Source organism: Bradyrhizobium sp. AC87j1 (genome assembly GCF_002936975.1).
Taxonomy (GTDB): Bacteria; Pseudomonadota; Alphaproteobacteria; order Rhizobiales; family Xanthobacteraceae; genus Bradyrhizobium; species Bradyrhizobium shewense.
Window position 1 is genome coordinate 34,100 of sequence record NZ_PTFE01000022.1, and the last position, 24,481, is coordinate 58,580.

Annotated in this window: 17 protein-coding genes; 7 read left to right on the forward strand and 10 right to left on the reverse strand. The window is 63.1% G+C overall.

Translation table 11 applies throughout. The features are described 5' to 3' along the window. The first annotated feature begins 14 nt into the window (after positions 1-14). From CV770_RS14140 to CV770_RS14150, 3 genes are all read left to right on the forward strand, one after another. Positions 15-1,700 (forward strand): thiamine pyrophosphate-requiring protein, encoded by a 1,686-nt coding sequence (locus CV770_RS14140; protein ID WP_283811321.1) that lies wholly within the window; start codon positions 15-17, stop codon positions 1,698-1,700. A 94-nt stretch (positions 1,701-1,794) separates the two neighbouring features. Next, entirely contained in the window at positions 1,795-5,373 is a 3,579-nt protein-coding gene (locus CV770_RS14145; protein ID WP_104462773.1) for a GAF domain-containing sensor histidine kinase, read from the forward strand. A 27-nt stretch (positions 5,374-5,400) separates the two neighbouring features. Further along, positions 5,401-7,101: an alpha/beta hydrolase gene (locus CV770_RS14150; RefSeq protein WP_201759845.1), complete on the forward strand. Its 1,701-nt coding sequence runs from the start codon at positions 5,401-5,403 to the stop codon at positions 7,099-7,101. 105 nt (positions 7,102-7,206) lie between these two features. Here CV770_RS14150 and CV770_RS14155 read toward each other — a convergent pair whose 3' ends face one another. Together CV770_RS14155 and CV770_RS14160 are read right to left on the reverse strand one after the other, a co-directional pair. Continuing rightward, positions 7,207-8,790 carry an MDR family MFS transporter gene (locus CV770_RS14155; protein WP_091953113.1) on the reverse strand — a complete coding sequence of 528 codons (1,584 nt, stop codon included), beginning with the start codon at positions 8,788-8,790 and terminating at the stop codon, positions 7,207-7,209. A gap of 163 nt (positions 8,791-8,953) precedes the next feature. Further along, positions 8,954-9,469, reverse strand: coding sequence for a YcgN family cysteine cluster protein (locus tag CV770_RS14160; protein ID WP_091953116.1), 516 nt, complete (start codon positions 9,467-9,469; stop codon positions 8,954-8,956). Between the two features lie 294 nt (positions 9,470-9,763). Between CV770_RS14160 and CV770_RS14165 the strand changes: the two genes are divergently transcribed. The 4 genes from CV770_RS14165 to CV770_RS42585 all read left to right on the forward strand — a co-directional run bounded on the left by CV770_RS14165 (position 9,764) and on the right by CV770_RS42585 (position 15,363). Then, entirely contained in the window at positions 9,764-12,052 is a 2,289-nt protein-coding gene (locus CV770_RS14165) for a transglycosylase domain-containing protein (protein WP_104462774.1), read from the forward strand. Between the two features lie 9 nt (positions 12,053-12,061). Further along, entirely contained in the window at positions 12,062-12,640 is a 579-nt protein-coding gene (locus CV770_RS14170; RefSeq protein WP_104462775.1) for a DUF1214 domain-containing protein, read from the forward strand. Then, positions 12,637-13,221 (forward strand): DUF1254 domain-containing protein, encoded by a 585-nt coding sequence (locus tag CV770_RS14175; RefSeq protein ID WP_018315807.1) that lies wholly within the window; start codon positions 12,637-12,639, stop codon positions 13,219-13,221. Before CV770_RS14170 ends, CV770_RS14175 begins: the two co-directional genes overlap by 4 nt. Before the next feature lie 408 nt (positions 13,222-13,629). Next, positions 13,630-15,363, forward strand: a complete 1,734-nt coding sequence (locus tag CV770_RS42585) for an adenylate/guanylate cyclase domain-containing protein (protein WP_201759846.1) — start codon at positions 13,630-13,632, stop codon at positions 15,361-15,363. Positions 15,364-15,624: 261 nt separating this feature from the next. Here CV770_RS42585 and CV770_RS14185 read toward each other — a convergent pair whose 3' ends face one another. The 8 genes from CV770_RS14185 to CV770_RS14220 all read right to left on the reverse strand — a co-directional run bounded on the left by CV770_RS14185 (position 15,625) and on the right by CV770_RS14220 (position 24,448). Beyond that, positions 15,625-17,085: a DUF1254 domain-containing protein gene (locus CV770_RS14185; RefSeq protein ID WP_104462776.1), complete on the reverse strand. Its 1,461-nt coding sequence runs from the start codon at positions 17,083-17,085 to the stop codon at positions 15,625-15,627. Positions 17,086-17,358: 273 nt separating this feature from the next. Then, positions 17,359-17,745 (reverse strand): hypothetical protein, encoded by a 387-nt coding sequence (locus tag CV770_RS14190; RefSeq protein WP_104462777.1) that lies wholly within the window; start codon positions 17,743-17,745, stop codon positions 17,359-17,361. A 276-nt stretch (positions 17,746-18,021) separates the two neighbouring features. Then, a complete protein-coding gene (locus CV770_RS14195) occupies positions 18,022-18,978 on the reverse strand; it encodes an ABC transporter substrate-binding protein (protein WP_161499992.1) in 957 nt (318 codons plus the stop codon). Between the two features lie 255 nt (positions 18,979-19,233). Then, positions 19,234-20,193: an alpha/beta fold hydrolase gene (locus CV770_RS14200; protein WP_201759847.1), complete on the reverse strand. Its 960-nt coding sequence runs from the start codon at positions 20,191-20,193 to the stop codon at positions 19,234-19,236. Between the two features lie 159 nt (positions 20,194-20,352). Then, entirely contained in the window at positions 20,353-20,865 is a 513-nt protein-coding gene (locus CV770_RS14205; protein ID WP_104462779.1) for a phasin family protein, read from the reverse strand. A gap of 420 nt (positions 20,866-21,285) precedes the next feature. Beyond that, positions 21,286-22,479 (reverse strand): extracellular catalytic domain type 1 short-chain-length polyhydroxyalkanoate depolymerase, encoded by a 1,194-nt coding sequence (locus CV770_RS14210; protein ID WP_104462780.1) that lies wholly within the window; start codon positions 22,477-22,479, stop codon positions 21,286-21,288. 3 nt (positions 22,480-22,482) lie between these two features. Continuing rightward, complete coding sequence (locus tag CV770_RS14215; protein WP_091953913.1) at positions 22,483-22,902, reverse strand: ribbon-helix-helix domain-containing protein; 420 nt, start codon at positions 22,900-22,902, stop codon at positions 22,483-22,485. Positions 22,903-23,077: 175 nt separating this feature from the next. Further along, on the reverse strand, positions 23,078-24,448 hold the full coding sequence (locus CV770_RS14220; protein ID WP_161499993.1) for an MFS transporter: 1,371 nt from the start codon (positions 24,446-24,448) through the stop codon (positions 23,078-23,080). Between the last annotated feature and the right edge of the window lie 33 nt (positions 24,449-24,481).

The following is a 24,481-nucleotide window of genomic DNA, read 5'->3' on the forward strand; positions in this document are numbered from 1 at the left end:
CCCCCAATTTCCTGATCCTCTCTCCCCCAACGCCGGACCAACCGGCCTGCCCAGGGAGAGACGCCATGAAGCTCGGCACCGCCATTGCGGAAATCATGAGGCGCGAGGGAATCGAGATCCTCTGCGGCTATCCGGTCAACCATCTGATCGAGCATGCGGCCAAGGCCGAGATCCGTCCGGTGATGGTGCGGCAGGAGCGCGTGGGCATTCACATGGCGGATGCGATCTCGCGCGTGACCTCGGGGCGCAGCATCGGCGCGTTCTGCATGCAGCATGGACCCGGCGCGGAGAATGCGATGGGCGGGGTCGCGCAGTGTTTTAGCGAATCCGTTCCCGTGCTGGTGCTGCCGATGGGCTATCAGCGCCGGCTTGCGCATATCGAGCCGAACTTCAATTCCAGCGAGGCGATGAAGCCGTTCGCGAAATCGTCGGAGCCGATCATCCTGGCGGCCGAGGTCGCCAACATCTTCCGCCGCGCCTTCACCAAGCTGAAGAACGGCCGCGGCGGTCCCGTGATCGTCGAAATTCCCTCCGACATGTGGAACGAGGAGGTACCTGAGCCGCTCGACTACACGCCGGTGCTGCGCACCCGCTACGGCGCCGACCCCGTGCATGTGAAGGAGGCAGCAGCCCTGCTCGTCAACGCCAAGCGTGCGGTGATCTATGCCGGCCAGGGCGTGCATTACGCGCAGGCCTGGCCGCAGCTGAAGCGGCTCGCGGAGCGGCTGGCGATCCCCGTCACCACCAGCTTAGGGGGCAAATCCTCGTTTCCGGAAACGCATCCGCTCTCGCTCGGCTCGGGCGGTCTTGCGGTCCCGCGCGCGGTGCCGAAGTTCCTTGGCGAAGCCGACGTCATCTTCGGCATCGGCTGCTCCTTCACCGAGACCAATTTCGGCATCGCGATGCCGAAGGGCAAGACCATCATCCATTCCACGCTCGATCCCAATCATCTCAACAAGGACGTGGAGGCGAAAATCGGCCTGGTCGGTGATGCCGGCCTCGTGCTCGACGCGCTGCTGGAGGAGATCGGCAAGACCGTCACTGCTGATCGCGATGCCTCCGCGGTCGCGGCCGAGATCGCGGCCTCGCACAAGGAGTGGCTGGCGAAATGGATGCCGAAGCTCACCAGCAACGACGCGCCGCTCAGCCCGTATCGCGTGCTGTGGGATCTTCAGCACACCGTCGACATCGAGAACACCATCATCACGCACGATGCCGGCAGTCCGCGCGACCAGCTCTCGCCATTCTGGAAAGCGGTAAAACCCCTCACCTATCTCGGCTGGGGCAAGACGACGCAACTCGGCTATGGCCTGGGCCTTGCCATGGGCGCGAAGCTCGCAAAGCCCGACAAGCTCTGCATCAATGTCTGGGGCGATGCGGCGATCGGCTTCACCGGCATGGATTTCGAGACCGCGGTGCGCGAGCGCATCCCGATCATGTCGATCCTGCTCAACAATTTCTCGATGGCGATCGAGCTGAAGGTGATGCCGGTCTCGACCGAAAAATATCGCTCGACCGACATTTCCGGCGACTATGCCGCAATGGCGCGTGCCTTCGGCGGCTATGGCGAGCGGGTGACGAGGCCTGAGGACATCATCCCCGCGATCAAACGCGGCATCCAGAAGACGAAGGAAGGCATTCCGGTGCTGCTGGAGTTCATCACCAGCAAGGAGACGGAGGTGTCACGGCCGGGGACGTAAGACGGGCCTCCCCCGCAAGCGCTGGCTCAGGGCGCGGAAGATGTGATAATCCGGGCAGGTGCCGCGCATGTCGCGGCATTGAGCCGGATCAGGAATGACGTCCCCTTCCAACGAAATCGAACAACTCGAGCGCCGATTGCTGTCGGCCGCAGCCGAGAACACGCAGCTGCGCAGCGCGCTGGCGACTGCGCGGGATCGCCAAAGCGCCAGCGCGGAGATCCTGCGCACCATCGCGGCCTCGCCCTCCGATGCCCGGCCGGTGTTCGAGGCGATCGCGTCGAGCTCCAAGCGCCTGCTCGACGGCTTCTCCGCCACCGTGCTTCAATTCATCGGCGACGAGCTGCACCTCGTGGCCTACACGCCGACCAGCCCGGAGGCGGACGAAGGGCTCAAGGCGTCGTTCCCGCGCAAGATCACCGAGTTTCCGACCTTTGCGCTGGTGCGCGGCGGCGAGACGATCCAGTTTCCCGACAGCGAAGCCGCCGACGTGCCGCAGCTGAACCGCGATTTGGCGCGGCTGCGCGGCTTCCGCAGCGTGCTGTTCATGCCGCTGATGAACCGGGGCACGCCGGTCGGCATGATCAGCGTCACCCGCGCCGAGCCCGGCCCGTTCGCGCCCGACCTCGTGCAGCTGCTCCAGACCTTTGCCGACCAGGCCGTGATCGCGATCGAGAATGCCCGGCTGTTCAACGCGACACAGGAGGCGCTGGAGCGCCAGACCGCCACGGCCGACATTCTGAAGGTGATGGCGGCCTCGCCGTCCGACGTGCAGCCGGTGTTCGAGGCCATTGCGGCCAACGCCAACCGGCTGATCGGCGGCTTCTCCACGGCCGTGCTGCGCTATGTCGACGGCGCTGCGCATCTTGCCGCGTTCACGCCGACCGATCCGGCCGGCGATCGCGTGCTGCAGGCCTCGTTCCCGGTGCCGTTCGCTCAGTTCCCGCCCTACCAGCTCGTGGCCAAGGGTGCGGCGGCGCAACTGCCCGACACCGAGCTCGAGCCGGCCGCCCGCGACATCGCGCGCGCCCGCGGCTATCGCAGCATGCTGTTCGCGCCGCTGATGAGCGAGGGCGAAGCGATCGGCATCATCATCACGACGCGCCGTGCGACCGGCGCCTTCACTGAGCATCATGTGCGGCTGCTGCAGACCTTCGCCGACCAGGCGGTGATCGCGATCAAGAATGTCAGCCTGTTCAATGCGACGCGGGAGGCGCTGGAGCGTCAGACCGCGACCGCCGACATCCTCAAGGTGATCGCGGCTTCGCCTGCCGACGTCACGCCGGTGTTCCAGGCCATCTCCGACAGCGCCAAGACGCTGATCGGCGGACATTCGTCCACCGTCACCCGCGTGATCGACGGCAAGCTGCATCTGGCCGCCTTCACCACGGATAATGAAGCCGGCAATGCCGACCTGCTCAGCTCGTTCCCCGCACCGCTGTCGTCGTCGGGCATTCACAGCCGCGTGGCTCGAAGCGGAGAATATGCCTTCCGCAGCGACATGCAGAACGAGCCTGATCTCACCGAGGCCATGAAGGAGCTGGCGCGGACGCGGGGCTATCGCAGCATCCTCGCGGTGCCGATGTTGCGCGACGGCATCGCGATCGGCACCATCGCCGTGACGCGGCCGCAAGCCGGCCATTTCCCGGACAAGGCCATCAACCTGCTCAAGACCTTTGCCGACCAGGCCGTGATCGCGATCGAGAACACGCGCCTGTTCAACGAGGTGCAGGCGCGGACGCACGAACTCGCAGAGTCACTGGAGCAGCAGACTGCAACATCGGAGGTGCTTTGCGTCATCAGCCGATCGGCCGGGGATCTCGCGCCGGTATTCGAGGCGATGCTCAGCAAGGCAATGCAGCTCTGCGGCGCCAGTTTCGGCGTGCTCAACACCTACGACGGCGCGCAGTTCCGCACAGCCGCCACTTACGGACTGCCCCCCACCTACGATGAATATCGGCGCAAGGCGCCCCTCAACTATGGTCCGGCCACCGCGCCCGCGCGGCTTTTGAAGGGCGAACCGTTCGTCGAAATTGTCGACCTGCTGGAGTCAGACGTCTATCGCAGCGGCGAGCCGAATCGTCGGGCGCTGGTCGATCTCGGCGGCGCCCGCTGCCTGCTCGCGGTGCCGTTGCTCCAGGATGAGCGCGTGGTCGGCAACGTCATGATCTTCAGGCAGGAGAGCCGACCCTTCTCGGAGAAGCAGATCACCTTGCTGAACCAGTTCGCGGCGCAAGCCGTGATCGCCATCGAGAACGCGCGGCTGCTCGGTGAATTGCGTCAGCGTACCGAGAATTTGACCGAGTCGCTGCGACAACAGACGGCGACTGCCGACGTGCTCAAGGTTATCAGCCGTTCGGCGTTCGACTTGCAGGCCGTACTCGATACGCTGGTCGAATCGGCGGCGCGACTATGCGAAGCCGATATGGCGGCGATTACCCGCAAATCCGGCAGCACCTATTTCCGGGCGGGCTCCTACGGCTTTCCAGCCAAATTCGTCGAATATGTAAGAGATCTTCCGGTCCGGCCGGATAGGCGTACCATCACGGGCAGGACTCTGCTCGGCGACAGGGTTGTTCATGTCACCGATGTGCTCGAGGACCCCGATTACTCCTTTGGAGGCCAGGAATTGAGCGGAAATCCGCGTAGCTTCCTGGGTGTGCCCCTACTGCGCGAAGGCAGCACTGTTGGCGCTATTGTTCTCGCACGTCGCGCGATCCGGCCGTTTAGCGAAAAGCAAATCGAACTCGTTACCAGTTTCGCCGACCAAGCCGTCATCGCGATCGAGAATGTGCGCCTCTTCGACGAAGTGCAGGACCGCACCCGGGAGCTTGCGAAGTCGCTCGACGATTTGCGCGCGGCACAGGACCGTCTGGTCCAGACCGAGAAGCTCGCTTCTCTCGGCCAGCTCACCGCCGGCATCGCGCATGAGATCAAGAACCCGCTCAACTTCGTCAACAATTTCGCCTCGCTGTCCGCCGAGCTGACCGACGAGCTGAACGAGGTGCTCGCGCCCGTGACGCTCGCCGGTGATGTCCGCAGCGAAGTCGACGAGCTCACCGGGCTACTGAAGGACAATCTCGGGAAAATCGTGCAGCACGGACAGCGCGCCGATTCCATCGTCAAGAACATGCTGCTGCATTCGCGCGAGGGCGGCGGCGAGCATCGGTTGAGCGACGTCAACGCCGTGGTCGAGGAGAGCCTCAACCTCGCCTATCACGGCGCGCGGGCCGAGAAGCCGCAGTTCGACGTGTCGCTCAAACGCGAGCTCGATCCGGCCGCAGGCTCGGCCGATGTGTTCCCGCAGGAGATCACCCGTGTGCTGCTGAACCTGATCGGAAACGGATTCCATGCGGTCGCCAGGCGCAAGGCGGAGACCGAGGCGGCCGGTTACGAGCCGGTCGTGACGGCCGCGACCCGCGACCGCGGCGATCACGTCGAGATCCGCATCCGCGACAACGGCACGGGCATCCCGCACGAGGTGAAGGAGAAGATGTTCAATCCGTTCTTCACCACCAAGCCGGCCGGTGAAGGCACCGGCCTCGGATTGTCGATGAGCCACGACATCGTGGTGAAGCAGCATGGCGGCACGATCGACGTCGCGACCACGCCTGGCGAGTTTACCGAATTCACGATTGTGCTGCCGCGCAAGAGCAGCTTTTCAGACAAGCCCTGAGGACAATTTCGCCCGGGAGGCGGTTTGATGAATCTGGCGCGGTTCATTCGGCGACAACTCCTCTCGCTATCCGGCGTCGGCCTCATGCTTGGCGCGCTGTTCTTCGCGGCCGCACTGACGCCGACGCTGATCCCCAGGAGCTATCTCACGCAAGGTGTCCTCGCCGGCGGCTGCTTTGCGATCGGCTATTTCGCCGGTGTGCTGTGGCGGCGGCTGTGGCACTATCTCGAGCTGCCCGAGCCTTCGGCGAGCGCCAGATCGATTGCGAATGCGCTGGCGGCAGCCGCCTGCCTGCTCGTCGTCATCGTCTTTCTGCGGCAAACAGCCGAATGGCAGAACTCGATCCGCGCCGTGATGAAGATGGCGCCGGTCGAGACCGCGCATCCGCTCAAGCTCTGCGTCATTGCCCTGATCACGTTCGTCGTGCTGCTTGTGCTGGGGCGGCTGTTCGCGCTCCTCGCCCGCTTCCTCGCTGAGCATACGAGGCGCGTCATTCCGCGGAAGGTCGCCAACGTCATCGGCGTGCTTGCCGCGGGCCTGTTGTTCTGGTCGATCGCCAGCAATGTCCTGATCCGCACGGCGTTCAACGCGCTCGACTCCTCCTTCCGCGAACTCGACGTCCTGCTCGAGCCCGAGCGCCCGCAGCCGACTGATCCCGGTCGGACCGGAAGCCCGGCATCACTGGTGAAGTGGCAAGAGCTCGGGCGCATGGGGCGCCGGTTCATTGCCTCGGGTCCGAACGCAACCGAGATCAGCGCCGTCAGCGGAAGGCCAGCGCAGGACTCGGTCCGGGTCTATGTGGGCCTCGCCGGCGGCGCCACCGCGCAGGCGCGCGCCAGGCTTGCGCTCGAGGAGCTCAAGCGCCAGCACGGTTTTGATCGCAAGATCCTGATCGTCGTCACGCCGACCGGCACCGGCTGGATCGACCCTGCTGCGATGGACACCGTCGAATATCTCCACCATGGCGACGTCGCCAGCGTCGCGATGCAGTACTCCTATCTCAACAGCCCGATGTCGCTGTTGTTTCAGCCCGAATACGGCGCGGAGGCGGCGCGCGCGCTGTTCGCCGAGATCTACGGCTACTGGACGACGCTGCCGAAGGACAAGCGGCCGAAACTGTATCTGCACGGGCTCAGCCTCGGCGCCATGAACTCGGAGAAATCCGCGGAGCTGTTCGAGATGATCGGCGATCCCATTGCCGGCGCGCTATGGAGCGGGGCGCCATTCGAGAGCCGCCTGTGGCGCTCGATCACGGCGAACCGCAATCCGGGATCGCCGGCGTGGCTGCCGGAATTCCGCGACAACCGCCTGGTGCGCTTCATGAACCAGAACGGACCGACGGTTCCGGCAGACGCGCCGTGGGGTCCGATGCGCGTCGTCTACCTGCAATATGCCAGCGACGCGATCACGTTCTTCGCCTATCGCGATGCCTATCAGGCCCCGGCCTGGATGAGCGCGCCGCGCGGGCCGGACGTGTCACCGGAGCTGCGATGGTATCCGATCGTGACGATGCTCCAGCTCGCCCTCGACATGGCGGTCGCGACCAACACGCCGATGGGCTTTGGCCATGTCTACGCGCCCGAGCATTATGTCGATGCCTGGATCGCAGTGACCGATGTCCATGACTGGTCCGCAGAGGCGCTGGCACAGCTCAAAGAGCAGCTTGCGGCGAAAGCGCGGAAGACGGGCGCGGGCAATGCCGACGACGATCCCGATCGCGGCGGCTAGAGCATGATCCGGAAAAGTGCGCAGCGGTTTTCCGAAAAGATCATGCTTAAACAACAACCTAAAGCGCGATGACGATTCATCCTCATCGCATCGCGCTTTAGGCGCCTACTCCGCCATCTCCACCGGCTGCGCCGTGGTGGGACCGGCCAGCGGCCGCTCCTCCATCGCGATCAGGCACAGCGCGGCAATGGTCATCAGCGCGGTGGCGGCGCCGAACACGTAGCGGAAGGCGTGGCGCATGTCCTCAGCGGGGATAGCGACGGCGCCCGCGGCGTGGTGCTCGCCGGCGAGCGGAACGTCGATGCCGAGCGCGATCAGCAGGATCGCGGCGAACGCGGCCACCGTGAACGATGACATCAGCGAGCGGAAGAAGTTCATCGCGCCGGTGATGGTGCCGACTTGCGGGCGCGCGACCGAGTTCTGCAGCGAGACCACGCAGACCGGGAAGGTGGTGCCGAGCCCGAGCGCGAACGCCGCCATCAGAGTCAGCAGCCCCCACAGCGGCAGGGTGGTGAGCGTGAGGCCGAGGCCGCACAGCGCGGCCCAGGACGTGCCGATGATGGCGACGCGCTTGTAGTGTTTTGCACGGGCCATGGTGCGGCCGGCGACGGCGGCGCCGACGGTCGAGACCGCGGCGAGCGGGATCAGCGCGAGACCGGCCTCGCTTGCGCTCAAATGGTAGACCGACTCGTAATACAGCGGCAGCTGCACGGTGAGGCCGGTGATCGCCCCGAGCCCGCAGCCGCCGGCGGTCAGCGCGAACGGCGCGACCGATCCGGTCAGCAGCTTCAACGGCAGGAACGGCTCATCGGCCCGCCGGGCGTGCCACACGAAGCTGACCGCGAGCGCGACGGCGCCGCCCACCATCGCGAGCACGGTTGGCGACAGCCAGGGATAGCGCGTACCGCCCCAGGTCAGCACCAGCATGAAGACGACGGCGGACGCCATCAGCAGAACGCCGCCGAGCCAGTCGACCTTGCGCTTGCGGTGGAACACCGGGATCTTCTTCATCTTCGGCAGCAGCATCACGATGGCCGCGGCCGCGAGCGGCAGGTTGATCCAGAAGATCATCGACCAATGCAGATGCTCGGCGAACACGCCGCCGATGACCGGGCCCAAAATGCCGCCGACCATCCAGACGCTGGAGAAATAGGCCTGGTACTGGCCGCGCTCGCGCGGGGAGACGACGTCCGAGATCACGGTCTGCACGACAGGCATGATGCCGCCGCCGCCGAGCCCCTGAAGGCCGCGCGCCAGGATCAGCATCGGCATGTTCGGCGCGACCGCGCACAGCACCGAGCCCGCCACGAACAGGCTGAGCGAGATGATGATCATGACGCGGCGGCCGTAGATGTCGCTCAAGGTGCCGAACACCGGCGCCACCGCGGTCGAGGCGAGCAGATAGGCAGTGATGACCCAGGAGAGATTGGAGACGTCCTGGAACTGGCGGCCGATCGTCGGCAGCGCGGTCGCCACGATGGTCTGGTCGAGGGCGGCCAGGAACATCGTCAGCATCAGGCTGATGACGATGGTACGGACCTCGTCCTGCGACAGCGGCACCGGCGGCGCGATGGACGGCGCATCATCGACGCTGATGACTTCGCTCGGAAGCCGGGACAGCTCCTCGGCGATATCGTCAGGCAAAGTCTGGATGTCGGCAGAACTGCTCTGCCGGTCGAACTTGTTCATCTCGCTCGGACGTCGTGGGGCGGCGCAACGCCGCAAAGGATTCGTTCTATGCAGCCCAATGTAGACAGCAAAGTTCTTCCCAGGCAGACGCCGCGGCGCATGGGTGCATCCCGCCCCCGGGCCATCCCGAAGACGTGATCGCCGCGCAAGACCTGACGGCGGTTCAGTCCTTCGGACGTCGCTTCAGGCGGGCCCGTTTCGGCAGCAGGGCCGGCCATTGCACGATGTGGTCCTCGAGCTCCTCGTCCGGGATCTCGTCCTCGCTGCCTTCGACCCGGCCGCGCACGGAGACGCCGGCGTCATGCACGGTGTTGGGATCACCGGAGACCAGCGGATGCCACCAATAGAGATCGCGCCCCTCGGCGACCAGCTTGTAGCCGCAGCTCGGCGGCAGCCAGTTCAGGGTGCGGACATTGGCCGGCGTCAGGCGGACGCAGTCCGGAACCTTGTCGGAGCGATTCGGATAGTCCTTGCAGGCACAGCTGGCGCCATCGAGCAGCTTGCAGCCGATATGGGTGAAATAGATCTGCCCGGTGTCCTCGTCCTCGAGCTTGTTCAGGCAGCAGCGCCCGCAGCCGTCGCACAGGCTTTCCCATTCGCCCGCCGACATCTCTTCCAACGTCTTGGTTTTCCAGAAGAATCCTTCCTGGCCTGAAGGTCGTTTGGGAACTGCGGTCATGCGCCTCAACAAAAGTTCGAAAGAGCTACGGCTCAAGCCATCTAGGGCGTGCGGCCGGGGTGGTGCAAGCAAGGTGCCTTTGAGGCCCGTAATGAACCGGGGTCAATTAGGCCTGTTGTTCAAAATCGCGAGCCTGACCATTGGTTTATGGGCCCCGCTCGGCTAGAAGGAACAGCAAGCCCCTCGGATGCTGGCCGGGCGCCTTGGGTTTGCCGCAACATTCCCTCAAGACGTCTCGATGCCGCCCCCGGCCGGGTGCTTGAACGCTTTCGAACCAAGCCTCAAGGGTTCTAGGTGCGCCAGATCATACCACCGCATTGGAAGCAGAAGGTCCGGAATTTCTTCCTGGACCTCGATGCGCGCATCGACTCCTCGCTGTTCTCCTCGGCCAAGGGCATCCGCGAGCTCTACGAGCGCTACTCGACCTTCATGGACCGGTTCTATGTCGGACGCTGGAAGCGCTGGGTGTTCATCGAGCCGCTGTCGGAGGCCGCGACCCTCGGACTCGGCGGCCTGGTCGTGATGCTCACCCTCGCCATCCCCGCCTTCCGCGAGACCGCGGACGAGGATTGGCTGAAGAAATCCGATCTCGCGGTGAGCTTCCTCGACCGCTACGGCAACCCGATCGGCAGCCGCGGCATCAAGCACAACGATTCGATCCCGCTGGAAGATTTTCCGGACGTGCTGATCAAGGCGACGTTGGCGACCGAGGACCGCCGCTTCTACGAGCATTTCGGCATCGACATCGCCGGCACCGGGCGCGCGCTCGTGACTAACGCGCAAGCCGGCGGCGTGCGCCAGGGCGGCTCGTCGATCACCCAGCAGCTCGCCAAGAACCTGTTCCTGAGCAATGAGCGCACCATCGAGCGCAAGGTCAACGAGGCCTTCCTCGCGGTCTGGCTGGAATGGCGCCTGACCAAGAACGAGATCCTCAAGCTTTATCTGGACCGCGCCTATATGGGCGGCGGCACTTTCGGCGTCGACGGCGCGGCGCATTTCTACTTCAACAAATCCGCGCGCGACGTGACGCTGGCGGAAGCCGCGATGCTCGCCGGCCTGTTCAAGGCCCCGACGAAATACGCCCCGCACATCAACCTGCCCGCCGCGCGCGCCCGCGCCAACGTCGTGCTCGACAATCTCGTCGATGCCGGCTTCATGACCGAGGGCCAGGTGTTCGGCGCCCGCCGCAACCCGGCCTTCGCGGTCGACCGCCGCGACGAGGCCTCGCCGAACTACTATCTCGACTACGCCTTCGACGAGATGCGCAAGCTGGTCGATACCTTCCCGAAGTCCTACACCGAGCGCGTGTTCGTGGTGCGCCTCGCCATCGACGCCAACGTGCAGAAGGCCGCGGAAGACGCGGTCGAGAACCAGCTGCGCCAGTTCGGCCGCGACTATCACGCAACCCAGGCCGCGACCGTGGTGTCCGACCTCGACGGCGGCATCCGCGCCATGGTCGGCGGCCGCGACTACGGCGCCAGCCAGTTCAACCGCGCCACCGACGCCTACCGCCAGCCGGGATCGTCGTTCAAGCCCTACGTCTACACCACCGCGCTGCTGAACGGTTTTACGCCGAACTCGATCGTGGTCGACGGCCCGGTCTGCATCGGCAATTGGTGCCCGCAGAACTATGGCCATTCCTATTCCGGCTCGGTGACGCTGACGCAGGCGATCACGCGCTCGATCAACGTCGTGCCGGTGAAACTGTCGATCGCGATCGGCCAGAAGGAACAGCCGAAGGCGCCGAACCCGGCCAAGATCGGCCGCGCCAAGATCGTCGAGGTCGCGCGCCGCTTCGGCCTCAAGGCGCCGCTGCCCGACACGCCGTCACTGCCGATCGGCTCGGACGAAGTCACCGTGCTCGAGCACGCGGTCGCGTACGCGACCTTCCCCAACCGCGGCAAGGCGGTGACGCCGCATTCGGTGCTCGAAGTGCGCACCGGCGCCGGCGACCTCGTCTGGCGCTGGGACCGCGACGGACCGAAGCCGCGGCAGGCGATCCCCGCCTCCGTCGCCGCCGACATGGCCGGCATGATGAGCCACGTCGTCAGCGAAGGCACCGCGCGCCGCGCCGCGCTCGACGGCATTCCGACCGCGGGCAAGACCGGCACGACCAATGCGTATCGCGACGCCTGGTTCGTCGGCTACACCGGCAATTTCACCTGCGCGGTCTGGTACGGCAACGACGACTACTCGCCGACCAACCGCATGACCGGCGGCTCGCTGCCGGCGCAGACCTGGCACGACATCATGCTCGCGGCGCATCAGGGCGTCGAGGTCCGGGAGATCCCCGGCATCGGCATGGGCCAGAAGCTGCCGCCGCAGCATGTGAGCAACGCGCAGGCCAACGCGGCGCCGAAGGTGCTGGAGACCAAGCCGGGTCCGCCGCCGGTGCTGACCAAGCGCGGCGCCGACATCCTGGTGCGCGTCGAGAAGCTGCTGGATGACGCCGCCAAGACGGCGAAGAAATCGGCGGATGCCGACACCAAGGCGGCCAGGCCGCCCTCGGCGACGAGCGCGCTCGCCTTCCCGCAAAATTATGCGGAAGAAAATGCCAACGCCTCCGCCCCGCGCAAGAACTGATCGAAACAAGTGCGGCTGATCCTGATCACATTGACGGCCCTTCTGCTCGCGACGGTGGTGGGCCTCGGCGCGACCTGGATGACGACGACGCGCGGCACCGAGATCGGCGCGCTGACCATCGGCGCCTGGACCGCGCGGCCGCGCACCGGCACCGCCGACGTCGATCCCTATTCGCGCGCCACCATCGTGCGCAACGGCGAGCTGCCGATCGGCACCGGCGACGGCGTCGCCTTCACCGCCACCACCGACGACAAGAAGAAGGCGCTCGACGGCCGCTGCGACGTGATCGTCTCCGGCGTGACGCCGCCGGCGCGGTTCTGGACGCTGACGCTGTACGACCGCAAGGGCTATCTCGTCGCCAACTCGCTGACCCGCTACGGCTTCACCAGCCAGGAGATCGTGCGGCAGTCCGACGGCTCGTTCGAGATCCGCATCGCCTCGCGCTCGCGCGCCGGCAACTGGCTGCCGACCGGCGGCATCGAGCGCTACGCCCTGATGCTGCGCCTCTACGACACCCCGGTCGGCGTTGCGACGCGCACCCAGCGCGATGCGCCGATGCCCACCATCAGCACGGTGGGCTGCTCATGATCCGCCTCTTGTTCACCGTCGTTGCCGGCGTGGTGCTGGGCCTCGTGGTCCACCTCGTCAGCGTGCTGGCGCTGCCGCGGATCGCGACGCAGGATGCCTATTCGCGGCTGACGCCGATGACGAAGCTCAACGGCGTCAGCCAGCTTCCCCTCGCCGATCCCAACACTTCACCGATGCCGTTCATGGACCCGGCCTTCGCGCTGGCGATCTGCCGCTACGACCTCACAAGCGGACCGATCAAGCTGACGGTGCCGGTGAGCCAGGCCTATACCTCGGTGTCGTTCTACACCCGCAACGAGATCGCCTATTACGCCATCAACGACCGCTCGGCGGGCCGCAAGGTGATTGAGCTCGATTTGATGACGGAAGCGCAGCACAACGAGCTGCCGGAGGACGAAGAGGTCACCGCGGCCGACCGCCTGATCATCGATTCCCCCAGCACCACCGGTCTGATCGTGATGAAGGCGCTCGCCCCCGAGCCCGGCCTGATGCAACAGGCGCAGGCGACGCTTGCAGCCGCGAGCTGCGGCCCGCAGACCGAACAGCCCGCCAAGGCCGAGGCACCGCGCGGCCGGCGCTGAGCGCGGCTGGTTCGGCGGCCCTCAAAACAAAAAGCTGAAAAACAACCCCATGCACAGTAGCGGGGACGTTGAGATCATTGGGCTTGTGCGTGGACTCCTAAGCACGCCCGGCGCCCAATGTCGGCTCAGTGTCCAACAGCGGCGCGAAAGTGGCCGCCACTGAACTTCGCTTTTGGGCCAGAAGGCGACATTGGCGGCCCGGACTCGATCTCTATTTGGTGCGCACCGCGGGTCAGCTCAGGCGCACCCCGGGTCAGCACAGTTGACGTTTCAACTTAGCGCATCCCCCAAACCTCAAAGCGCGTTTGGCGCTGCGCTCTGATCCGTTTAGAGTATGGTGGGTTGGTGGGGCCTGGTGCGGCCATGGTGCAAGAGCGGATCCGAGTCGAGCGAAGATTATCAGCGATCTTGGCCGCCGACGTGGCCGGCTATTCTCGGCTCATGCACAATGACGAAGAGGCGACACACGCCAAGCTGACGGCCCTTCTCGCCGGTGGTGTCGAGCCCGCAATTGCGCAGCACGGCGGCCGCATCGTGAAGAACACCGGCGACGGGTTTTTGGCTGAGTTTCCAAGTGCGGTCGAAGCGGTGCGGGCTGCCATGCAGTTTCAGTCCCGCATCAACGAACTTTCCTGCGACGACGCGGAAGACAGGCGCATTCTCTTCCGTGTGGGACTCAATATCGGTGATATCATCGTCGAAGCCCATGACATCTTTGGAGACGGCGTCAACATTGCCGCCCGGCTCGAGAGCATCGCCGAACCCGGCGGCATCTGTATCTCTCAGACTGTCTTCAATCACGCGCGCGACAAGGTGCCGTTCGACGTTGAGGAAGCGGGTGAGCAAACTCTGAAGAACATCGCCCGGCCCGTCCACGTTTACCGCATCATCATCGACCCGGGCCTGCGGACTGCGACGCCCAAACGCGAGATTCCGGCGCTCGCGTTGCCTGACAAGCCATCTGTCGCCGTGCTGCCGCTGACCAATATGAGCGGCGACCCCGAGCAGGAATTCGTCTCCGACGGTATCGCCGAAGATGTGATCACGGCGTTATCGCGTTATCCCTCATTGTTCGTCATCGCACGGAACTCGTCGTTCACTTACAAAGGGCGAGCGGTTGATGTGAGACAGGTCGGGCGCGAGCTCGGCGTCCGCTACGTGCTTGAAGGTAGCGTGCGCAAGGCCGGCAGCCGGATCCGCGTGACCGCGCAGCTCATAGAGGCGGCGACCAGCAATCATGTATGGGCCGAGCGCTACGACCGCGATCTCGCAGATATTTTCGCCGTGCAGGATGAGCTCACCGAGGCGTTGACGACTGCGCTCGCCCCCGCCATTGCAGACGCCGAGCTCCGACGCGCCATGCGCAGGCCGCCGGGCAGCCTTGATGCCTGGGCCGCCTATCAGCGCGGCCTGTGGCATCTGGGCAAAGCGACCGCAGAGGACGATGAGCGCGCCGAGAAATTCTTCAGACAGGCGATCGATCTCGACCCGACCTTCAGCGGCAGCTACAGCGCGCTCGCTCTGTACCAGCTGCAAGCGGCCGCGCTCTACCAGAAGATAGGCCTGCGAGACGCGCAACATTCGGCGGAGGCCCTGGCCCGCCGGGCGGTCGCACTCGATGGTGCCGATGCCGAAGCCCGTTCGTGCCTTGGCTGGGCCTTGCAAGCACGCGGCGAAGCTGACGATGCGTTGGCGGAGATTGAGCGAGCTCTCTCTATGAGTCCAAATCTGGCGATCGCGCACGGCCATCGAGGCGCGACGCTGATCTTTGCCGGACGGCACAAGGAGGGGGTCACGTCTCTCAACGTGTGTATCAGGCTCGATCCCCGCGATCCCTATCTGGCAGTCCGCTTGTTGCACATTGCGTGCGGTTTATATTTCTGCGGCGAATACGAAGCTTCGATCGAGGCCGCAAAACGCCTGATCCGATCGTATCCGAATTTTCCGATGATCTACCGCTGGTCCGCGGCGGCGCTGGGCCAGCTTGGCCGTACAGCGGAAGCGAAGGAAGAACTGGAAAAGGCCGTCTCGCGCGCACCGGGGGCATTAGATATGTATGTCCGCAACAGAGCTCCGTGGTTTCGTCCAGAAGACCACGCGCATCTCGTCGACGGTCTGGGTAAGGCCGGATGGAGGGGGTGAGGCTGCATTGAACTGCGGTCCATCCCTTCTGTTTGCAGCGAGCTTTTCGACGTTCCCGCACGACGTCGTTTGTCGGATTGCCGAACGTCGGCTTCAAAATGCGAAGCACTCAGGTTGAGCAAATCTGGTCCGCTCTGACGCAGTGAGCGGACCTCCGTCAGACGCGGCGCAACTTCGCTGATGGGCCATGAGCCGACGTTCGCGCGCAGATGCGCGATAGTTGAGTATCGCGTTCGGGTCGGACCGTTCGGGCCGATTAGTTCACTGAGCGTTCAGCCCCACCGTTGATGGCTCACGCGTGACCGGCGGCGGGTTCCACTTTCCAGTCATCGCTTCCGTCCTCGGGGCGTACATGCGCAAGGTCAGGTTGAACGGGCCTTTCGGCGCTGGCAGCCAATTTGCCTCTCTGTCCTTGCCTGGACTTTCATTCTGAAAATAGAGGTCGAGCGATCCATCCGAGTTGTACTTGAACGGCATCCAACTGCTCACCGCAAACCGATTAAGGGAATTCGGGACTTGATAGCCCTCGCTGTCGTAGAGCGTGACCGACCAGAACGCGTTCACCGGCGGCGTGCCGCCTTTATCGAAGTGAAGCGTATATTTGTTGGTGCCGTCGAGGGGCCTGTCCGTCTCGTCGGCAAGGTTCATCGGATAGATGGCATCTTCAGGGACGTTCGCACCAAGTCCAACCTGGGCAACGATGGCGCGTTTCAAATAGTAGTTGCCATACACACCCATGGTGTCGGTGTTCATTGCCCAGCCGTTCGCCACCCTCGCGAGCTTTGGGTACTTCCATGCCATTAGCTGCCGCGCCTCCTCTGGAGCGCTCACTAAAGCCTTGCGAACGGCTGGATCGACCTTCTCGATATCAAAGCCCTTACCGGGCTCGATGCCGATCTTTTTCAGCTGGTCGACCATGGGTTGATCGGTGATGTGGGGTGGATTGACCTTCAGCAGCTCGGCAGCATAGGCGAAGTACTGGCTGGCGGTCATTGTGTCTACTTGATGCTTCGGTGGCGTTTTCATATCGACGGACGGATCAATCTTCACTTCCGCCCGCTTAGGGGCTTTTCCCCATTCCGAGAGCGGGGTGACCTTGTAACCCGCTTGTATCTTGTGAACCGCATCGTAGTCCGGCGGCCCATCGGTCTTCGTTCGTCCGACGATCAAGACAATGGGCGTCGGGGCTTCGATCCGCCGGGTGTCCTTCGGTAGCTTGAACTCCTCCACAAATTTATCTCGGAGGTCGGGTCTCCAGCCGGGCGGGGTAATCAGGAACGTGCCTGCCTGGGTGCCCGTGGTTCGCCAGCCGGGTGACGCAAATACATCCGTCCAAGCATCCAACATCGGCATCAAGTAATACCGTCCGCCGGTGTCCGGCACCGAGAAAACAATCGGTTCCTTGGTCATGTCGAGCCAAGCCCAAGAATACAGGGTATCGAAGTTCATTCGCACCACGCCCTTATAGTCGCCGGGCGGATAGGCGGGAAAATTAGAGAACGTGTTCATCGGGCCCTTGCCGATTTCCTTGCCGGCCTCGATGTTTGTGGACTGCTTCCGCGTCACGTCGAATGAGACGATGGGATAGAAATAGACATAAGCGTCGATGCCGATGGCGCGTGCTTCCTCTTCACTGATCGCTTGCTCGGCATTCGTCCCTTTCAGCGGAACGAACATGGCCAACAAGCTCAAAGTAAGTAGCATCATCCGGATTTTGTGCATCGGACTTCTCCACATCGGGCAATAGGCCGGTCTGCCGAGCCGAACACTTTTGCGTCAAAGTATCTGGCGAAACGCGCGGCGGCGAATAGCAACTTCGGCAAGTGGACGCCTCCGTGCATCGTGCCACGTGAGTGGAACTTTCCCTTGACTTAGATCAATGGTGGTAGGGCGAACGCGTCGCTCCGGATGTCCGCTTTGGGTCACAAGCGGCCCTCCGGCGGCGTCACCGTGAACGTCCGCTAGGCGACATCGAAGGCCCTTCGCCGTCTCGGACTAAGTTGGCGTGTCGTTAAATGGGAACGCTGCCACCTGAAACTCATCCTCGTACAGAATGTACCCTAATCGCTTAGCTTTAATCATCTCGACTGGCACGCCGTAGCACACAAGCACTTTCGCTAATTGTCGCATTTTTGCGATGTGATCGGTGGCGGTGTCTTTGAACCAACTTAGTGCTTGTGCTCTTCCATGATGGCGAGAAGAAATTGCCAAACGCTCTGGCTCGCGCAGATGCTCGTCAAACCAGCCGAAGATCGCATTGAGGTGTTCCGCATCCTCAGCGTTCAGCGCGCCCGATTCCTCAAGAGTTTGTACGGCCCGAAATAGACCTTGCCGCTGCTGCGAATTGCTGTCGATTTCGATTACAACAAATCTTATGAACATCTAGAACCCTGAAGATGGTATACTCAACGTCTATGCGAAAATCAGCTTCGGCGGATTTAAAGATCTCGTTCGAAGTGTATCGATCGCTTGGGTGTACCAGTGCGCCGAGCCGACGCAGGTTTGCCTCCGATGTCACGTCTCCTCTGGGTCAAAGGCTACCTTCGGCAGCCAGAAGACCTTGGTCGGGTCACCTCTATGAAGCGGACATCGACGCAGCTCTGGGCTGAGATCAGCAACGGGCCACAAGCTGACTCGTGCACCGCAGCAACAACTCCCCTAATCGATCACCTCGTCGGCGCGGGCGAGCAGCATCGGCGGGACAGTGATGCCCAGCGCCTTCGCGGCCTTGAGATTGATGACCAACTCGAATTTGGTCGGCTGCATAACCGGCAAGTCAGCGGCCTTGGCGCCCTGAAGAATTTTGCCGGTATAAAGTCCAATCTGCCGGTACGCGTCGGCCAGGCTGATCCCGTAGCTCATCAGGCCGCCGGCCACCACAAACTCCCGGAACTCGTAGATTGCCGGAACGGCGTAGCGCGCCGCCATTGTGACGATCTGCTGGCGGTGAGCGTTGAAGAACGGATCGGCCGCGACGAGGAGAGCGTCGGTATGGTGCTCGGCCAGGATCGCGAAGGCCCTGTCGAGTTCCGGCTCGTTGTGTGCCCTTAGAACGTGAATCTCCCGCGCGAGGGTTTGCGCAGCTGTCTTCGCTTCCGTCAACTGGCTGTCAGCGCCGGGAGTGCCCGGATTGACCAGCATGGCGATGGTCGCGGCGTTTGGCACCAGTTCGTGCAGCAGGCCCAGCCGCTTGGCTTCCAAAGAGTTGGTCATCACATAAACGCCGGTGGCGTTTCCGCCGGGTCGGTTTAGGCTGACAACGAGGCCCAGCTCGACAGGATCAGTGGCTGAGGAAAACACGGTCGGAATTGTGGTCGTCGCAGCCTTCGCGGCTAGCGCCGAGGCGCCACCGCCGGTCGCAACAACCACCGCAACCTGGCGCCGGACCAGATCGGCAGCCAGCGCGGGCAAACGATCATTGTGATTCTCGGCCCAGCGATATTCGATCACGAGGTTGTGGCCTTCGATAAAGCCGGCTTCCTTCAGGCCCTCGCGGAACGCGGCTACGGGGCGGGCGATCGCACCAGGCGACAAGTTGTTGAGGAATCCAATGACCGGTGTGGCCGGCTGTTGTGCGCGTGTCGAGAGCGGCGCGACGAGGATGGCCGCTCCCATTAAAGCTATAAAACACCGGCGCCCACTCATGATCGCTCTGATGGTGCATTTCCAATTTCGGCAGCGCGCGCGCTTGCCATCATAGCCGTTGAAATGGTGGATTGAAACGTTGGTGATGTCTGGTGCGGGTCACCAGCGGCCCTCGAAGTGGGCACGGCCCCGCGTCCGGTCTGCCGCGGATAGCCGACACCACAATGGCCTCAGCCTTGTGCGGTTGAGGGCCACTTCCGGACGCCCGCATTGCAACAGGAAACCCTATGCGGTCCTCAGCGGCGCGGTGAGCGCCAGCGTCGCCACGGCATCCGCTATTCCCGGCGTATCTGCATAGGTAACCATGTGACCGGCATCCTCCACCAAGTGTAGCACGGAGCGGGGCAACGCCTCGTGCAGGCGGCGCGACTGGTCGGCCTCGATGAGCCGGTCACTCTTCCCATGCACGATCCTGACGGGACACCGGATACCCTGATACTGAAGCTGCAATTGCGCAGCAGCTGGAATAAGGAACGCGCTCTCCTCGGCTGCCGCCCTCAACTGCTTGGGCCGGAGAGCCAACGAGATCGGAAATTCATTCTTGAATTCCGGCGGAATGGCACGCGGCGCGAACAGCGTGCGCATCAGCTTCGGCGCAATAGCCCACGATATGATCGGCGAGATCGTGTAGCGCATCAGATCGCCCAGCAGCGGCAGTGCCGGACCTGACATGAGCCAAAAGTCCATCCGAGAGGTTGGAAAATAGTAGCCGGACACAAGCACCAGCCCGCTCACGGCATAACCGCTTCGCAGCGCCAGCGCGATCGCCACCAGCGTTCCCCAGGAGTGGCCGAGCACCACGGGATTGCGCACTCCGAGCTGATCAAGAGCTTTCGCGAACAAGGAAGCTTGCGTTGTGGGCGTCCAGATGCGCGTGCGCGGACGGTCGCTGTAGCCAAACCCTGGCCGGTCGAAGCAAACAACGCGATAGTTGCGGGCCAGACGGTCGACCAATCCGCTGAGGACGAGATCCTGAACCATGGTGCCATTTCCGTGGAGGAGAACCACGCAAGGCGCGGCGGCATCGCCCCGTTCGATATAGTGAAGGCGCACTCCGTCGCACACGGTGAAGACGCCGATAGGCGGATTCCTTCGCTCCGCTGTCACCTGAAACGTGATGTTGCAGAGGATCAGAACGACAAGCCCTGCCAAAACGATCAGCAGAACGGCTTCAGTTGTCGACATGGTGTCAACCTCCATTCCCGATCGCGGGTCCCTGGGATTGGCGGCATCGAGTCTAAGGGCTGCTGATTCCGCTCGCGCCGCGCTCCCCAGCGAACCGTGATCGCCGCGTGCGTAGTCCACACTGCGTCCATCCTTTGCCGCAGCAGGTACGGCTTGCAGTTATCGTCCCGGCAGAACCGTGAGCTCTCGGGGCGGCTCGATGCGCCAGAACGGATATGCCGACAACTCTTTCGAATGCTGCCCGAACATATCGACCCGTCTGCTTGTAAACTCCATAATGACGGCGAAAAATTCAGTTGGTGACCTGATCGTCGCAAGTCTCAGGCTGAAATCGAAAGCAAATTGCACGTTGGCCTGAGCTATCTCAAGAAGCTTTTCTTGGTACGCCTGCGTGTTTGCCGTGGCTAAGGCAAAGCCTTTCATTGGATCGCTGTTAATCATTCTCCGACTGAGGTCATCTGGCAGGGCATCCACCCGAGACTCAATGACAGGAACCCCGGGTCTAGGATCGTCACGAAGCTTAAGAGGTGGTTCAATCGAGGCTGCCGCAACAGAGCGAGGTCCATTCTCTTTCGAGCTTTTAACAATGGCCTGCTTGTTCCGTTGGGCCCGCGCGGCCGTATTCGGATTGCGGGCGCGCTTTGACGCTGGTGGCAGTTTGCGTTTGCTCATCTGACGCTCCAAGAATATGGGGGGCGACCACGGTCATTTCTGAACGGACAACAGGCTTTGTGATGTGGCGTTCCAAACCCGCGCATTGTTGGAGTTCCGCATGAACTGAGATCACGCACGTTCTGCGATGTGGACGTTGATTTCAGGTAGCAACTCCAACCAACAAACGTCTAGCTGGCGATCTTCCGGCCTATACTCAATAGGCGTCGGCCTGAGAACAATTAGCTCTCCGCTCGTTGTGCTTTGCGGCGACTACGCAAACATTCATGCCTTGATCGCGAGACCTCCTCGTATCGAGGGCAGCATCGGCTGCGGCCATTGATAGGCCGCATCGCTGCAGCAATTTGAATGCTCTCGTCACTAGCAGTTCGGAAGCTCGGCGACGTGCTCGAGGACAACCTGAGCGCCCTTGCAACCAGATTACCCACCGAGCGAATGCTCGAGGAAGAAGCGCAGCATTTCCCTCGTCGCATCCGGCCCATGTGGATCAGTGTAGGACCCGGCGGGACTGCCGCCTGACCACGCGTGTCCGGCGCCATCGATAGTCCAGTGTTCGGAGATCGCCCAACCGGCTCCGTCGGTTAGGACCGTGCGAGTATAGGCATGGCCGTGGGGTACGCGTCCGCGAAGTACCTTCGTCGTCGGCCTCATTGCCCTGGCGGATTGCTCGATAATCTGATCGCCATTCTTTGGATGCACCGTCGTGTCGCGATCACCATGGAAAACGATGGTCGGCGGCACACAAGTTTTGCCATCCGCAATTGCCTTGGAGCCGCCCCCCTGCCGCATCGCGACGAACGCGGAGGGAAGATCGCTCGCGGCCCCACACGCCAGGCCTGAATGAATGCCGACGGCCGCGTACAGGTCGCTATACGTTGCGCCCATGACGGCAGCGGCGGCCCCACCGGCAGAGAGACCCGCGACGTATACGCGCTTCGGATCGATTGGATGGTCGCGCATGATCTGGCGGGTAATGCCGGCGATCATCGAAGGCTCGCCCCCGCCGCGGCGCTGGTCACCGGTGCGAAACCAGTTCCAGCATTTCGACTGGTTGGCTCCGCTCGGCTGCTCAGGATAGACCACGAAGCAATTCTGCTCTTCCGCCCGGAAGTTCATCCGGGTGCCGGCCGCGAAATCGTCCGGCGACTGGGTGCAGCCATGAAGCATGACGATCAGGGGAAGCCGTTGTCCCTGACAGCGGCTTGGGATGAACAGCTTGTAGGTCCGGCTTCCCGCGGCGTTACTGAAAGTACCGGCGATAAACCGTGTGCCGTCGGGCATGATGTCCGATGGGGACAGAGGAGCGCGCGTGATCGGACTTCGCAGGCCGAGCCCGGAAAAATCCCGCATGCCGTCGAGCGGTGAGGAGCGTCTGCGTCCTCGATCAAAGCGGGCCGGCGAGATCTGCTGAGCCTTCCGCTCCTCGACGAAGTTGGCCGTGGCGTCGATGGTAAGCGGATCGGGTCGCGGGAGCCGAGCTTGAGCGCCGCTGCGAGACTCCGGTCTTGGAGCGCCACCGCCCTGGAGCATGCGTTGCAGGAGCGCGGTGGCCTCGACCAGTCGGCCGGCACGCGTGAGGCGGGTGGCTTCGCGGACTATGTCTTGATCCAGCATCGTTCACCTCGTTCTGTCAGCGAGAGCGGCCTTGACCGCGGGAGTGGCGTGAAGGGCCCCCAGCACCGAGATCGACGCGATTGTGGCGCGAGCCAACTCGGGAGTGACGTCCTGGGCGATGGTGGCTAAGCCCAAAACATTGATCTGCAGCATTTCGCCGGCGCGCCGCGCCGCTTCGAGATCCTCGCGAGTGTAGTTGCGCAGCCCGAGGTCCAGGTTCTTCCGGGCGGTGGATTGTCTGACGACCTCTACGTGGCGCTCGAGCTGGTTCCGGATTGCTGTCCGGATGAAATCGGTCCGATTCGAATAGAACCCTTCCTGCACCATGAGATCGACATGACCGAGGTCGACATAGCCAAGGTTGATCGTGATCTTCTCGGTGTCGGGGGCCTTGGGTCGCAGCTCGCGCACATTATCGGCCATAGCTAACATCCATTCTTACCATCCCATTGGATGGTATATGGATGTTATTTGGATACTTCAAGACGTCTTTCAAGGGCGCAGCGAAACCCCGCGCGGCCGGCGCTGAGCGGGGCTGTTTAGGCGTTCGCAAAACAAAAGCGCGAAAACAACCCCATGCAGTAGCGGATGCATCTCCTCAGATGCCGGAACTCGCCGTTTCGGCTTTCATCGCGGCCTGATGCATATCGATGACCGCCACCGCGATGAACGTAATCGCGACGCAGAACGCGATGACGGCGAAGAACACGGTCGCACCGTAGTTGAGTGCGAATGTGCCGATATACGCGCTGACAATAGCCCCCGCTCGGCCGAAGCCGGCTGCCGCACCGACACCGGTCGACCGGACGTTGGTCGGATAGATGTGGGCCGCCAGCGCATAGAGAGAGCCTTGCGCGCCGAGCAGACAGAAGCCTTCGATGCACAAGAGAGCCATGAGCAACGGCTGGGTTTCGGTCGATATCGGTATCGATGCCAGGATCACTCCGCCGATGGTCGCCGCGCCGGCAACAGTCAGGATCGCAACGCGCGTCCCATACCTGCCGATCGCCCAACCGGTGACGATGCAGCCACCGACGCCCCCGAAATTGAACAGTGCCAGACCGAAGCTCGCCGTCTGCACGTCAAAACCCTTGCCGGTCAAGAGAGTGGGAGCCCACGCGTAGAGGACGTAGACCGGCAACAAACAGAAGAAGAACGCGATCCAGAGCGCCGTCGTCGTACGACGAAATCCGGCAATGAACAGTGCGGTGAGCGAAGCACGTTCGACACCGACGTCGCGCCGGTCGATGAAGGCATTGGAAGCGGCAGCGGCCTCGTCCAGGATCCGAACGGATCTCGCCACCTTTTCCATGTCAGCGCCACGCGCCAATAGATATTGCGGCGATTCCGGCAGTGCGAACATCAGGATCGCGGCGACGATCACCGGCAACACGCCGCTGACCACGAAGAGCATGCGCCAACCATATTCGGGCTGCAGCTGAGCGGCGATCAGGCCACCAATCATGCCTCCGATGGGGATGCAGACAATGCCCAGCATCACGGAAAGACTGCGATTTCGCCTAGGCGTGAATTCTGCGATCAGCGCGGTCGCCGCCGGAAGGGCACCGCCAAGTCCAAGGCCCGCCAGGAAACGATACAAGCCGACCTCGCCGACACCATGAGCAACCGCAATCGCAAAGGTCGCCGCACCAAACAGGAAGACGGATGCGATGAGGGCAACCTTGCGTCCGAGCCAGTCGCCGACGACGCCCCCGATCGGCGTGCCGATCGTCATGCCCACGAAGCCCAACGCGAGGGCCGGAGCGAAATCGCCGCGCGTGACGCTCCACTCCTTGATCATCGATGGTATGGCGAAGCCGAGAATTTGATTGTCCAGACCGTCGAGGACGATAGCGAGAGCGCAGAGAAGCAGCACCTGCTTTCGCGAGGCGTTCCACGTCCCCTCCTCTGCGAGTGAACCGATGTCGATAACCCGCTGCTGCGGTGTGTCCAGGACCTGTGTCGTCACGTTCGTTCTCCCCCTTTTGTAACGCTTTCGAAT

Bases quoted from the DNA above. Each gene is read 5' to 3' on its own strand.
- CV770_RS14145 (WP_104462773.1), top strand. From the start codon at position 1,795: ATGACGTCCCCTTCCAACGAAATCGAACAACTCGAGCGCCGATTGCTG.
- CV770_RS14150 (WP_201759845.1), top strand. From the start codon at position 5,401: ATGAATCTGGCGCGGTTCATTCGGCGACAACTCCTCTCGCTATCCGGC.
- CV770_RS14155 (WP_091953113.1), bottom strand. From the start codon at position 8,790: ATGAACAAGTTCGACCGGCAGAGCAGTTCTGCCGACATCCAGACTTTG.
- CV770_RS14160 (WP_091953116.1), bottom strand. From the start codon at position 9,469: ATGACCGCAGTTCCCAAACGACCTTCAGGCCAGGAAGGATTCTTCTGG.
- CV770_RS14175 (WP_018315807.1), top strand. From the start codon at position 12,637: ATGATCCGCCTCTTGTTCACCGTCGTTGCCGGCGTGGTGCTGGGCCTC.
- CV770_RS14185 (WP_104462776.1), bottom strand. From the start codon at position 17,085: ATGCACAAAATCCGGATGATGCTACTTACTTTGAGCTTGTTGGCCATG.
- CV770_RS14190 (WP_104462777.1), bottom strand. From the start codon at position 17,745: ATGTTCATAAGATTTGTTGTAATCGAAATCGACAGCAATTCGCAGCAG.
- CV770_RS14195 (WP_161499992.1), bottom strand. From the start codon at position 18,978: ATGGGAGCGGCCATCCTCGTCGCGCCGCTCTCGACACGCGCACAACAG.
- CV770_RS14200 (WP_201759847.1), bottom strand. From the start codon at position 20,193: ATGTCGACAACTGAAGCCGTTCTGCTGATCGTTTTGGCAGGGCTTGTC.
- CV770_RS14205 (WP_104462779.1), bottom strand. From the start codon at position 20,865: ATGAGCAAACGCAAACTGCCACCAGCGTCAAAGCGCGCCCGCAATCCG.
- CV770_RS14210 (WP_104462780.1), bottom strand. From the start codon at position 22,479: ATGCTGGATCAAGACATAGTCCGCGAAGCCACCCGCCTCACGCGTGCC.
- CV770_RS14215 (WP_091953913.1), bottom strand. From the start codon at position 22,902: ATGGCCGATAATGTGCGCGAGCTGCGACCCAAGGCCCCCGACACCGAG.